Origin of the sequence: Streptomyces sp. SAJ15 (assembly GCF_007595705.1) — a bacterium.
In the GTDB taxonomy this organism is placed as follows: domain Bacteria; phylum Actinomycetota; class Actinomycetes; order Streptomycetales; family Streptomycetaceae; genus Streptomyces.
Genome location: NZ_NISY01000015.1, coordinates 122373 through 135073, shown reverse-complemented (window position 1 = coordinate 135073; position 12701 = coordinate 122373). Strand labels below are relative to the sequence as shown.

12 protein-coding genes are annotated in these 12701 nt (G+C 71.7%); 4 read left to right on the top strand and 8 right to left on the bottom strand.

Annotated features, from left to right (window positions below):
* Window positions 1-4: 4 nt before the first annotated feature.
* Entirely contained in the window at window positions 5-346 is a 342-nt protein-coding gene (locus CD790_RS29030) for a hypothetical protein (protein WP_144386338.1), read from the bottom strand.
* Between the two features lie 122 nt (window positions 347-468).
* Window positions 469-2865 carry an immune inhibitor A domain-containing protein gene (locus CD790_RS29025; RefSeq protein ID WP_144386337.1) on the bottom strand — a complete coding sequence of 799 codons (2397 nt, stop codon included), beginning with the start codon at window positions 2863-2865 and terminating at the stop codon, window positions 469-471.
* A 384-nt stretch (window positions 2866-3249) separates the two neighbouring features.
* Here CD790_RS29025 and CD790_RS29020 point away from each other — a divergent pair, with 384 nt between their 5' ends.
* On the top strand, window positions 3250-3438 hold the full coding sequence (locus CD790_RS29020; RefSeq protein ID WP_399218402.1) for a hypothetical protein: 189 nt from the start codon (window positions 3250-3252) through the stop codon (window positions 3436-3438).
* Window positions 3439-3453: 15 nt separating this feature from the next.
* Here the strand turns inward: CD790_RS29020 and CD790_RS29015 are convergent, their stop codons facing one another.
* The 3 genes from CD790_RS29015 to CD790_RS29005 form a co-directional block, all read right to left on the bottom strand.
* Window positions 3454-3963 (bottom strand): RDD family protein, encoded by a 510-nt coding sequence (locus tag CD790_RS29015; RefSeq protein WP_260867966.1) that lies wholly within the window; start codon window positions 3961-3963, stop codon window positions 3454-3456.
* 39 nt (window positions 3964-4002) lie between these two features.
* Window positions 4003-4905, bottom strand: coding sequence for an RDD family protein (locus CD790_RS29010; protein ID WP_144386335.1), 903 nt, complete (start codon window positions 4903-4905; stop codon window positions 4003-4005).
* A gap of 138 nt (window positions 4906-5043) precedes the next feature.
* Entirely contained in the window at window positions 5044-6876 is a 1833-nt protein-coding gene (locus CD790_RS29005; protein ID WP_144386334.1) for an RDD family protein, read from the bottom strand.
* 267 nt (window positions 6877-7143) lie between these two features.
* Here CD790_RS29005 and CD790_RS29000 point away from each other — a divergent pair, with 267 nt between their 5' ends.
* The gene (locus CD790_RS29000; RefSeq protein ID WP_144386333.1) at window positions 7144-7560 is read left to right on the top strand and encodes an SsgA family sporulation/cell division regulator; all 417 of its coding nucleotides are present in this window, start codon (window positions 7144-7146) and stop codon (window positions 7558-7560) included.
* 29 nt (window positions 7561-7589) lie between these two features.
* On the opposite strand, the gene CD790_RS28995 is transcribed toward CD790_RS29000, so the two are convergent.
* On the bottom strand, window positions 7590-7973 hold the full coding sequence (locus CD790_RS28995; protein ID WP_144386332.1) for a VOC family protein: 384 nt from the start codon (window positions 7971-7973) through the stop codon (window positions 7590-7592).
* A gap of 313 nt (window positions 7974-8286) precedes the next feature.
* Here CD790_RS28995 and CD790_RS28990 point away from each other — a divergent pair, with 313 nt between their 5' ends.
* Window positions 8287-9339, top strand: coding sequence for an NAD(P)-dependent alcohol dehydrogenase (locus CD790_RS28990; protein WP_144386331.1), 1053 nt, complete (start codon window positions 8287-8289; stop codon window positions 9337-9339).
* Between the two features lie 64 nt (window positions 9340-9403).
* Here CD790_RS28990 and CD790_RS28985 read toward each other — a convergent pair whose 3' ends face one another.
* Entirely contained in the window at window positions 9404-10771 is a 1368-nt protein-coding gene (locus CD790_RS28985) for an FAD-binding oxidoreductase (protein ID WP_144386330.1), read from the bottom strand.
* A 148-nt stretch (window positions 10772-10919) separates the two neighbouring features.
* On the bottom strand, window positions 10920-12065 hold the full coding sequence (gene hppD, locus CD790_RS28980) for a 4-hydroxyphenylpyruvate dioxygenase (protein ID WP_144386329.1): 1146 nt from the start codon (window positions 12063-12065) through the stop codon (window positions 10920-10922).
* Window positions 12066-12199: 134 nt separating this feature from the next.
* Between hppD and CD790_RS28975 the strand changes: the two genes are divergently transcribed.
* Window positions 12200-12667: an Lrp/AsnC family transcriptional regulator gene (locus tag CD790_RS28975; RefSeq protein ID WP_144386328.1), complete on the top strand. Its 468-nt coding sequence runs from the start codon at window positions 12200-12202 to the stop codon at window positions 12665-12667.
* Window positions 12668-12701 lie beyond the last annotated feature (34 nt).

The following is a 12701-nucleotide window of genomic DNA, read 5'->3' as shown; positions in this document are numbered from 1 at the left end:
CCTCTCAGCCGCCGCAGGCCGGGGTCGTGGCCGGGGGCCGGAGCAGGGCCCGGATGGGGTGCCACAGCTCGCTGACGTCCTCGGGGGCCGCGCGCCAGACCAGCCCGTCGGGGTGGTGCAGCACCGCGGTCACCTCGTCGGGTGTCGGCGGTTCGGTGTTCCCGCGCAGGTACACGGCGCGCAGCCCCAGATTGCGCAGCCTGGTCAGGGCGCGCTGGCGGTTGGCGGCGTGGACCAGGATCCGGACTCGGGAGCCCGCCGACACGCCCGCTACCTGCGGGCGTGGCAGCGACAGCGCGACGACCACGCTGCCGCCCGGGAGGCGGGTGAAACCTCCGTCGGCCATGCCTTCATCTCCCCCGTGAGACGTCGTGTCAATAACAAGGTCGTAGGAGCATCTATAACGCGAACGGCCGCCGCCCGCTAGTGGGCGACGGCCGTTACCGCTTTGACCTGCAATGACGCTGTTTACCTGGTGGACGGACCCACCTGGAGGGTGATCCAGGAGCCATGTCGCGGCTGCTTGAGGATCTTGATCTGGGTGTTGGTGTCAGTAACCCGGACACCACCGGTCGGGTTGCTGTCGTACCAGTAGACGCCCTGGTGATCGTCGAAGACGGGGACGCCCGGCTTGGACTTGATCACTGTCGGGACGCCCTTCTTGTGGACGGTGTAGCCGCCGGCGCGGTACCGGCTGAAGGGCGAGTCGTACGCCTGGAAGCGGTTCTTCATCAGCGTGCCGTCCGCCCACTTCTCCGGGGTGGCGTGCGCGTCGACCGGCAGGATCAGACCGCGACCCGGATGCAGACCGACGTTGTTGTCCCGCTGCGAGGTGTCCCACTGCCAGATCAACAGGCCGCGCTGGTACGGGTAGTGCTCCACCCACCGCGGCTTGGTGTCGGCCCAACCGAAGTTGTACGGACCGACCTTGAGGGTCTTGTCGTACGACACGTACTGGCGGTTCTCGGCGATGTAGTACTGCGGGTAGTCCTTGGTGAAGGAGGCGCCGACGCGCGAGAAGCCCTTCACCGCCCAGCCGTTGTCGTCTCCCTCGGCGCCGTCGGTGAACAGCGGCGCGCCGTCCGCGGTCAGCGTCAGGGCGTCGGCGGTGAAGCCCTTGCCCGAGGTGCCGCCGTCGGTCTGGTAGCGGAAGCGCAGGCCGATCTTCTGACCCGCGTAGGCGTCCAGCGGGTAGGAGAGGGACTTGTACGCGCCGGAGACGCCGGTCAGCGCCGGCTTGTCACCGCCGTCGCGCGGGATGGCCTTGCCGTCCACGGTGCCGTCGATCGGGGTCCAGCTGGCGCCGTTGTCGGTGGACACCTCGGTGTAGAGGTAGTCGTAGTTGGCCTCGATGTCCCACCAGCCCTTGAGGTCCAGGGACGCCTTGGACCTGCCCGTCAGGTCGACGGTGCGGGTGAGGGTGTTCTTCAGGTCGTCGCCCTGGCCGCCCCACCACTGCGTCTCGCCCTCGGCGGGCTTGACGATCTCGGTGGTCACGGGCTTGGCGGGCAGCTCGACCACCAGCGCCTGCTTGCGCTTGGTGTTGTACTCGGCCACACCCAGCGTGTGCCGGGACTTCGTGCCGGCCTTGGCGGTGTCGTAGTCCAGCCAGCCCAGTTGGAGCTTGTCCCAGGCGTTCATGTCGCCGGGCAGGTCGCCGATGGAGTCCTTGCCCCGGCCCAGCCAGGAGCCCGAGGACATCAGCGACCAGTACGCCACCGAGGACTCGCCCTTGCCGGTGGTGTCGTACTCGTCCGGCAGGCCCAGGTCGTGGCCGTACTCGTGCGCGAAGACCCCGAGGCCGCCGTTCTCCGGCTGCATGGTGTAGTCGCCGACCCAGATGCCGGTGTCGCCGATCTCCGTGCCGCCGGCCTTGTTGGCGCCCGGCCCGGTCTTGCCGGCGTCGGAGCCGTAGGCGTACCAGCGGTGCGCCCAGATGGCGGTCTTCCCCTGCTTGCCGCCGCCCGCGGACTCGTCCTCGCCGGCGTGCACGATCTGGAAGTGATCGATGTAGCCGTCGGGCTCGTTGAAGTTGCCGTCGCCGTCGAAGTCGTTGCGGTCCCACAGGTCGTACCGCGCCAGATCCCCCTTGATCTGGGCGTCGGTACGGCCGGCCGCCTTCTGGTCCGCCACCCACTGGTTGACGGCGTCGCGCACCAGGTCCCAGGCGTTGTGGCAGTTGGTGTCGCCGCAGTAGTTGGAGCCGTAACGGGCCTCGTTCCACTGCACCTTGACCCAGTCCGAGACCGTGCCCTCGACGGAGTAGCGGCCCGAGGACTGCTTCTCGTAGTACTTCTTGAGGGACTCCTTGCCCTTCCCCTTGGAGAAGTACAGGTCCTGGAAGTGCTGCCGGCTGTAGTCCTTCTGCCAGGCGGTGCTGTTGTCCTTGGTGCGGTCCGGCTGCTCGATGGTGTTGTGCGCCGGGCCCGGCTCGCCGCCGTACTTCTTCACCGGCGGCTCCGGCCCGTCCGGGCCGTCGGGGTCGTACACGGTGGTGTCGTCGACCTTGTCGCCGAACTCGGCCAGGATGGTGAAGATCTTGTCGGTCTTCTCCCGGGCGAGCTCGACGTACTTCCCCTTGCCGAGCTTGACGACCTGTGAGGCGCCGCGCCTGACGGGCTCCTTGTCGCCGGATATCACCTGCCGCAGCGCGGCCTCGCGGAGCGCCTCGCGCTCCTTGCTGAACGGCCCCGCCAGGTCGTGGTCCACGTCCTGTCCGGGGGCCGCCGGGTCATGGCGCTCGATCCGCGACGCGGACGGGCGCTCGTCGGCCTGCGCGAGGCCGGTGGTCAGGGTCGCCGCCCCCAATGCGGCGACCACGGTGGCTATGGCGGCCGATCTTGCGGCCCTCCGTTGCCTGTTCACTTGTCTGGCCCTCCCCAGTCAAATATGTGTCGGTATTTGACCGGAGTGAAAACTGAAAAGACAGACCTTGACATGAACAGATGGAGCCAGTATGCCCAGCACCCCCGGATGGCCGGAAGGCGGACGCCAACGGGCGCACTGACAGGGCCGGTTGGCGTGCGCAGTGACCCCGCGCGCTCCCCGTGCGACGGGGCCGTGGGTTAGGTCACGCTTACCAAGCGTTCCGTCAGGGCATGCAGGACCGTAGAGTCATGGTGCGGGTGCGCGCCGTCGCGACTCTCTCCCCGTGAATATCGATGCCTTGAGGACGGTCTCGCCATGCCGCGTCCGACTCCTGCACAGCTCGCCTATGGTTCGGCCACCGTCGTTTTATCGACCCTTGCCATGCTGCTGTTGTCCGAGACACGGTCCGGTCTGGGCATCGCCCTGATCGCTCTGGCATCGCTCGCGCTGGGACTTCTCATCGCGCTGACCGTGCCGATGCCGCGCGCCTACCACCGGCCCAGCCGCACCGTCGCCACCGGCCGCCCGTCGGCCCCGGCCGAGCCGCGCCAGCACTCCCTGCGCGGCTGACCCCGACCGCTCCGTTCACCAGGCCGATACGACGACCGTCTTCGCCGCCTTGTCGTGCAGGCACTGTCGGTACGGCCGGTCCCGCAGCTGCCACACCGAGTTGACCACCCAGAACACGGTGCCGACCAGCAGCGGGTACAGGATCCCCGGCAGCGCGTAGACCGCGGCCCGGGTCCAGCCGTGGCGGCCGGGGATGTTCCCGTCCGCGAGCATCGCCACCCGGATGCGCAGCGCCTTCTTGCCCAGCGTCTGACCGCTGCGGGCCAGCATCGCGCCCTCGTACGCGAAGTAGAGGCTGAAGGTCAGCACCACCGAGACCAGCACCTTGGGCAGGTCGTACTCGCCGGGGTTCTCCAGCGTGTACTCCAGCGCGCCCGTGGCGCTGAGCATCAGTGTCCACACCACGCCCAGCACCACCGTGTCGATCAGCCGGGCCAGGAAGCGCTGGCCGGTGGTGGCCAGCGGCGGCATCCCCACCGGGAAGACGGGTGGGGCGTACGGGGAGGGCGGCTGGTGGATGCTCATGCCCCCGATTACACCAGCCGGCGCGCGGTCGGCGACAGGTCAGGGTGCGGGTGCCGGGGCGGGAACGGTGGAGACCACGACCGTCGTCGCCGCCTTGTCGTGCAGACACTGCCGGTACGGCCGGTCCCAGGTGCACCACAACACGTTGACCAGCCAGAAGACGAAGCCGCAGTACGGCACCAGCTCCGGCAGGGAGTACACGGCGGCCCGCAGCCAGCCCGCCTGCCCCCGCGGGATCGCCCCGTCGCTCAGCATCGCCACCCGGATCCTCATCAGCTTCTTGCCGACGGTCTGCCCGCTGTGCGAGAGCATCAGCCCCTCGTAGACGAAGTAGACGACGGAGCCGGCGACCGCCATCGTCGTGGAGTCCGTGGGGTCGTAGGGGTCGTAGCCGCCCCGCACGAACGCCACGACCAGGGCGAGCGGGATCCCCACGAGCAGCGCGTCGATGATCCGCGCGCAGAGTCGGCGCGGAAGGCTGCCCAGCGGCGGCATCCCGGCCAGCGGGTCGGCGCCGTACCGGTCGCCGTACGGACCGCCGGGCGGCGGAGCGCCGTACGGGCCGCCGCCGGACGGGCCACCGCCGTAAGGACCGCCGCCGTACGGGCCCTGCTCACCCGGCCCGGCGCCACCCGGCCAGGACGGGCCGGGCCCCCGCGGCCCGCCCCCTCCGGCGCCCGGCGGCGGGGGCGGTGACGGGGGCTCGTCCCCGCCACCCGAAGGCGGCGGGGACGGGGGTTGGGTGCCGCCGCCCCAAGGGGGCGGGGGTGCGGCGGAAGGCCCCGACGGCGGCTCGGCGCCCGGCTCGGACGGGGGCTCGCCGCCGGCCTCGGACGGGGGCCGCTTACGGAACGGGTCCCGGTCGGGCGACCCCTCGCCGGGCGGCTCGGGGCGGGGCGGCTCGCGGTCGGACGGCTCGTCGCCGGGCGGCTGGGTACTCATGGCCCGAGTCGAACCCGGCGCCCGCCGCACCGCATCCGGCACGCGCCGTTCGGGCTACGCCGCCCCCGCCGGACGGCCTCCGGCGGGGTGCCCCGAGGTCCCGGCGGGAGCCCGGCGGGGTTCCGGCGCGGCCGCCGGTCAGTCGTGGGAGGCCACGAAGGTCCGGGCGGCCTTGTCGTGCCAGCACTGCCGCCAGGGTCGGTCGAACAGGCACCACAGCACGTTCAGCACACCGATGACGAGCAGCCCCAGCACCCCGTAGACCAGCCAGCGGCGCAGCGCGGCGCCGAAGCCGGGGGTGTCGTGCTGCTCGATGTCCAGGACGCGCAGCCCGCACAGCTTCTTGCCGAGGGTGCGCCCCCACTTGGCGGTGGGCAGGGCCTCGTAGACCAGCCCGACCACCAGCAGCACGGCCACCACGATGGCGAGGTAGCCGCCGGTGGTGCCGTCGAGCAGGTAGACGGTGACGGTCTCGCCGGTCTGCTTGGCCTCCTCCACCTTCTCGTCGATGTGGTCCATGGCCTTGCCCCACAGCGGGACGGCGGCGGCCGCGACCGCGCCGAGCAGCACGAGCGTGTCGATCAGCCGGGCCAGCAGCCGGCGGCCGAGCCCGGCGGGCCGGCCCTGCGCCTGCGCGGCCTGCCGGAACGGGTCCTCGACCGGCGGCTTCCACGGGATCACGCCCTCCGGCACCCCCGGGCCGCCCCCGGCGGCGGGCGCGGGCGCCGCCGGCGCGCCCTGCTGTGCAAGCTGGTGCACCTGGTGCACCCATCCCTGCTGAGCCGGGCCGCCCTGAGCCTGGGACGCGGCCCCGGCGGGCGGCTGCGCGCCCGGCGTCGACGCGGGCGGGGCCCCGGCGGGAGCGGCGGCCGCGGTGGCGGCGGGCGAGGCGCTGGCCTGGGCGCCGGCCGGGGTGGCGGCCGGGGCGCCGGCTGGGGCGGAGGTCTGCATGGCGCCGGCGGACGCGGCCGGGGCCGCCGGGGCGGCGGGCGCGCCGGAGGCGGCGGGCGCGGGCGGGCCCGCCTGGGCGGCGGGAGTGGCGGCGTCCTGCCGCGCGGTGCCGCGCTGGGTGGCGCGGATGGTCACGGTCCCCCGGTCGCGGGGAACGCCCGCCGACGCGCCGCCGCCCTGGGGCCCGTCGGTCGCCGCGGTGCCCGAGCGGCGGAAGGTCAGCGTGCCCTCACCACGGGCGGCTCCGCTCTCGGAGGCGGGCCCGGAGCCTTGGGCGGGCACCGCGCCCGTCGGGGGCAGCGCGGGGCTCTGGCGGGCGGCCGGCAGTGCCCGGTCGGGCGCGCCCTCACCCTCCCCCGAGGGGGTGCGGGCCCCGGCGGCCGGGGCCGGCGCCGGGGCCGGGGCCAGCCGTGGGTCGGCGGCCGGGGTGGCGGAACCGCCGGGGGAGCCGGGGGCGGCGCCCCAGGAGACCCGGCGGTCCTGGTCGCCGCCGAAGCCGGTCTGTCGGGAGACGTCGGCCTGCCAGGCGGACGCGGGCTCGGGGCGGGCGCCGAGCGGTCCCTGCGGGGCGCCCCAGGCCGCCGGCTGCGGCGGTACGGCCCGCATGTCGCGCGGCGCGGCGCCTCCCTCGTGTCCCAGCGCTCCGCCGGCCGCAGCTCCCCCAGCCGCGTCCCGGACGCCCATCTCTCCCCGCGGCCGAAGCTCGGGCAACGCGCCCGCCCCGGTCGTGTCCGCGGCGACGGACGGCTGGTCGAGGAACATCGGCCCGGTCTCGTCCGGCACCGTGCCGGTCATCTGTGTGGCGCCGCCGATCGGCTCGTGGGTCACCGGCGCCGGCTGGGCGGTGGTGACGCCCGGCGGCGCGGCGGGCATGGCCTCACCCTCGGCCGGGGCCGGGCGGCTGGTGCCCGGCACCCAGGCGGCACCGTTCCAGTACCGGATGTAGCCGGGGATGGAGGGATCCGGATAGAAGCCCGCGATGGAGCTGCCGTCCGCGGAACCTGAGGTAGGGGCGCTCATGATCTCCGATGTCCCGTGTCTGCTGTGCTGCGGGTGGGGCGTATGCAGTCTGCCCGCGAGGTGCGCTCCAGGTCTATCAGACGTGCATGCGGACCGGGCCCGACCGAAAGACCGCACCACTCGCACGTGCGAGTCGCGTTCGCTTCGCGTACCCGTCGCGAACGCGCGCGAAAAAGTTTCCGTGAATCGCGCGAAGTCGCGTAATGAGACGAACGGAGGGCGCTCCCACCCGGTGAAGCGAACACCTACGAGAAGGGGACGCCCTACATGAACACCGTGGTGGAGCGAGAGCTCGAGATGATGATGGTGCTGTCGCCGGAGCGCAGCGTCCCGGTCCCGACCCGGCTGGTCTACCGGTCTGACGACCCGTACGCCGTGCACATCGCCTTCCACATCGGCTCCGAGTCGCCGGTGCACTGGACCTTCGCGCGCGAGCTGCTGGTGGAGGGGGTCTTCCGCCCCTGCGGCGAGGGGGACGTGCAGATCTGGCCGACCCGGGTGGACGGCCGTGCCGTGGTCTGTCTGGCGCTCAGCTCGCCGGACGGTCTGGCGCTGTTGGAGGGCAACGCGGTGACCGTCTCTTCCTGGCTGGAGCGCACCCTGCGGGTGGTCCCGCCGGGGAGTGAGGGCGAGCAGCTCGGCATGGACGACGCGCTGCGCGAGCTGCTCGCATGGGGTTGCTGACCCCGCCGAACCGGGCGCTGGACGGCGCCTCAGCCGTCGGAGACGGTGAGGAACTCGATGGCGTGGCCGTCGGGGTCGTCCACGTAGAGCCGGCGACCGCCGTTCCGGCGGTCGATGGACCGCGGCTCCGTGTGGCCGGGACCGGCCCAGTAGGGCAGGTCCCGGTCGCGCACGCGCGCGTACACGCCGTCGAACTCCTCCTCCGAGACGAGCAGCGCCAGATGCTGCGGGACGATCCGCTCGGGGGCCACGATGAAGTCCGCGTAGTCGACGGTCAGCCCGCCGTCCAGGTCGACCGCGGCGAACGGGCCCATGCGACGGGGCTCGGGCGCGCCGAGCAGCTCGGTGAGGAAGCGCGCGGAGACGAACTGGTCGCTGCTGTGCATGATCGTGTGATCGAGCTTGGCGGTCACGGGGTGCCTCCCGAGGGCCTGTGTGCTGGGTCTTGTGTCAGGGTCTTGTGTGCTGGGTCTTGTCTGCTGGGTCTTGTCTGGCTGTGCGCCGTGGCCGGTGCCGGTGCGTCCGTGCCAGTGCGTCGACGCCGACACTGTAAGAGGCGTCGGCCTTCCGTACTCCTGACGCTACGCCCCGCGCGGCCGCCGCCGCATCGGGCTTTCGGCCTACTCCCCCAGGTCTCGGACCGCCCGCCGCGGCCGGGGCGCAGCCGCCGGGCTCGCGGCACAGACTGGAGGGCAGGGGGTTTCCGACCTCACTCAGGAGACCGAGATGAGCACCGCCGTCACCGCCTACGCCGCCCCCTCCCCCAAGGCCCCGCTGGAGCGCACCACCATCGAACGCCGGGCGCCGGGCGAGTACGACGTCGTGATCGAGATCGCGTTCACCGGCATCTGTCACACCGACATCCACCAGGTCCACGAGGGGTGGGCGGAGGGCGTCTTCCCGATGGTGCCGGGCCATGAGATCGCCGGCGTCGTCACGGCGGTGGGCCCCGGCGTGACCCGTCACTCCGTCGGTGACCGCGTCGGGGTGGGCTGCTTCGTCGACTCCTGCCGGAGGTGCGAGTACTGCCGCGCCGGCGAGGAGCAGTTCTGCCGCGAAGGCGCGGTGTGGACCTACAACGCCCGCGACCCGCGCACCGACGAACCCACCTACGGCGGCTACAGCACGCACATCGTCGTCGACGAGAACTACGTGCTACGCGTCCCCGACGGGCTCTCCCTCGACGAGGCCGCGCCGCTGATGTGCGCCGGCATCACCACGTACGCGCCGCTCGCCCGCTGGGAGACGGGCCCCGGCAGCAAGGTCGCCGTCGTCGGACTGGGCGGCCTCGGCCACATGGCCGTCAAGATCGGGCACGCCCGGGGCGCCGAGGTCACCGTGCTCAGCCAGTCGCCGCGGAAGAAGGACGACGGGCTTCGGCTGGGCGCCGACCACTTCCACGCCACCGCCGACCCGGCCGTCTTCACCGACCTCGCCGACGCCTTCGACCTGATCCTCAACACCGTCTCCGCCGACCTCGATCTCGACGCCTATCTCGGGCTGTTGCGGGTGGACGGGGCGATGGTCAACGTCGGGCTGCCCGAGACCCGGTCCGCGCTGTTCCTCAGCTCCCTCGTCATGAAGCGGCGCAGCCTGGCCGGCTCCAACATCGGCGGCATCCGGCAGACGCAGGAGATGCTCGACTTCTGCGCCCGGCACAGGCTGGCCGCGGACGTCGAGGTCATCCCCGCGGAGCAGATCAACGACGCGTACGAACGGGTCGTCGCCAGCGATGTGCGCTACCGGTTCGTGGTCGACGTCGCCTCGTTGCGTGAGTGAGGCGCCGGGTGAGGCGCACTCCGTGAGCCGTCTCCCGCCGTCTCCTGTCGTGCGTGATCCCCTGTCAGAAGACCTTGCCCGGGTTGAGGATGCCCAGCGGGTCGAAGACCTGCTTGATGGAGCGATGCAACTCCATACCCACCGGGCCCAGTTCGCGGGCCAGCCACTCCTTCTTCAGCACTCCCACGCCGTGTTCGCCGGTGATGGTGCCGCCCAGCTCCAGGCCCAGCGCCATGATCTCGTCGAAGGACTCCCGGGCACGCCGCGACTCCTCCGGGTCGGAGGCGTCGAAGCACACGGTGGGGTGGGTGTTGCCGTCCCCGGCGTGCGCGACGACGCCGATGGTCAGGTCGTACCTACGGGCGATCTCGGCCGTGCCGTCGATCATCGCCGCGAGCTTGGAGCGGGGCACGCAGACGTCGTCGATCATCGTGACGCCCTTGATCGCCTCCAGCGCGGTCAGGGTCATCCGGCGCGCCTGAAGCAACAGCTCGGACTCGGCGGCGTCCTCCGCCGGCACCACCTCGGTGGCCCCGGCCGTCCGGCACAGCTCCCCGACGGCCGCCAGCTCGGGGGTCGGGTCCGGGGTGTCGAAGGCGCACATCAGCAGCGCCTCGGTGGTCTCCGGCAGGCCCATGCCCGCCAGCTCGTTGACGGCCCGTACGCTCGTACGGTCCATCAGCTCCAGCAGCGACGGCACGTGCCCGCGCTCCATGATCCGGCAGATGGCGTCACAGGCGGCGGCGGTGGAGGGGAACTCCGCGGCCAGCACCAGCCGCGGCGGCGGCGTGGGCTTGAGCGCCAGGATGGCCCGTACGACCACGCCGAGGCTGCCCTCCGAGCCCACGAACAGTCGGGTCAGGTCGTAGCCCGCCACGCCCTTGGCTGTGCGGCGGCCGGTGGAGAGGAGCCGGCCGTCGGCCAGGACGACGTCGAGCCCCAGTACGTACTCGGCGGTGACGCCGTACTTCACGCAGCACAGGCCGCCGGAGGCGGTGCCGATGTTGCCGCCGATCGTGCACTGTTCCCAACTGGAGGGGTCCGGCGGGTAGCAGAGGCCGTGTTCGGCGGCGGCGCGGGAGAGGGCCGCGTTGACGACGCCCGGCTCGACGATCGCGATCCGGTCGACGGCGTTGATCTCCAGGATGCGGTCCATCTTGACCAGGGAGAGCACGACGCAGCCGTCCGAGGCGTTGGCCGCCCCCGAGAGGCCGGTGCGGGCGCCCTGCGGCACGACGGGGACGCGGAGCTCGGTGGCGGTGCGCATGACGTGCCGCACCTGCTCCACGGTGCGCGGCAGCACGACCACTGCCGGCGCGCCCGCCTCGCAGAAGCTCGCCATGTCCCGCGCGTAGGAGTCCGTGACGTCGGGGTCGGTCAGCACGGCCTCCGCCGGAAGTCCCGAACGCAGCCGCTCGATGAGGTCGGTCATGGCTCCAGCCTCGCACCGCGCGGGGGGCGGGGGTAGATCGCCGACACGCGGGGGCTGCCGCGGGGTGGGTGTTGGTGCGGGGTGCGGGGGTACGGGGTAGCGATGCCGGACCGCCGCGACGGTGGCGACCGTCGCGGCGGAGCGGTTGTCAGAGGTTGCCGCGAAGGGCCTGCTCGCGCTCGATGGCCTCGAACAGCGCCTTGAAGTTGCCCTTGCCGAAGCCCATGGAGCCGTGCCGCTCGATCATCTCGAAGAAGACCGTCGGGCGGTCCTGGACCGGCTTGGTGAAGATCTGGAGCAGGTAGCCGTCCTCGTCGCGGTCGGCGAGGATCTTCAGCTCGCGGAGGGTCTCGATGGGCACCCGCGTCTCGCCGACCCACTCGCCGAGGGTGTCGTAGTAGGAGTCGGGGGTGTCCAGGAACTGCACACCCGCGGCCCGCATGGCGCGCACCGTGGCGACGATGTCGTTGGTGGCGAGGGCGATGTGCTGGACGCCGGGGCCGCCGTAGAACTCCAGGTACTCGTCGATCTGGGACTTCTTCTTGGCGATGGCGGGCTCGTTCAGCGGGAACTTCACCTTGCGCGTGCCGTCGGCCACGACCTTCGACATCAGCGCGCTGTACTCGGTGGCGATGTCGTCGCCGACGAACTCCTTCATGTTGGTGAAGCCCATGACCTTGTTGTAGAAGGTCACCCACTCGTTCATCTTGCCGAGCTCGACGTTGCCCACGCAGTGGTCGATGGCCTGGAAGGTGCGCTTGGCCGGGGGCTCGACGATGGGGTCGGCGGGGACGAAGCCGGGCAGGTAGACGCCCTCGTAGCCGGAGCGCTCGACGAGGGTGTGGCGGGTCTGGCCGTAGGTGGCGATGACCGCGCGGACGATGGTGCCGTGCTCGTCCTTGGTCTCGTACGGCTCCTCCAGGCCGGTGGCGCCGTGCTCGACCGCGTAGGCGTAGGCGGCCCGTGCGTCCGGGACCTCGATGGCCAGGTCGATGACGCCGTCACCGTGCTCGGCGACATGGGCGGCCAGGAAGCGGCCCCAGTCGGTGGTGGGCTTGATGACGGAGGTGAGCACGAAGCGGGCGGCGCCCGAGACGAGCACGTAACTGGCGGTCTCGCGGCTGCCGTTCTCGGGTCCCGAATAGGCGACCAGCTTCATGCCGAAGGCGGTGGCGTAGTAGTGCGCGGCCTGCTTGGCGTTGCCGACGGCGAAGACGACCGCGTCCATCCCCTTCACCGGGAACGGATCGGCCTGCCGCGCGGTGTCGGGGGTGTGATCCAGTGTCTCAGTCATAACCGCAGACTCTCCCCGCGGCTCAGAGTGCGCAATAGTTTGTTGAATCGCTGAGCAGTTTGTATAGCCACTGTCGAGTAAGCCGCGGCATTGTGTACATAGTGACTACGGCCACAGCCGGCACAGGAGGCATCGTGGGAATCGACCGTCTGGACGCACGTCTGATCGAGCTGCTCGCCGACGAACCCCGGATCGGTGTGCTGGAGGCATCCCGTCGGCTCGGCGTGGCGCGGGGCACCGCCCAGGCCCGACTGGACCGGCTTCAGGCCAATGGGGTGATCCGCGGATTCGGTCCCCAGGTGGACCCGGCGGCGCTCGGCTACCCGGTCACCGCGTTCGCCACGCTGGAGATCAAACAGGGCCAGGGCACCGATGTGCGGGCCCACCTGGCCACCGTCCCCGAGGTACTGGAGCTGCACACCACCACCGGACACGGGGACATGCTCTGCCGTCTGGTCGCCCGTTCGAACGCGGATCTCCAGCGGGTGATCGACCGGGTGGTGGGCTTCGAGGGCATCGTGCGCGCCTCCACGGCGATCGTGATGGAGAACGCGGTCCCCCTGCGGATCATCCCGCTGGTGAAGCAGGCCGCGGAGGACTGAAGTGGAGGATTTCGGCAGGACCGGCTGAACGGGC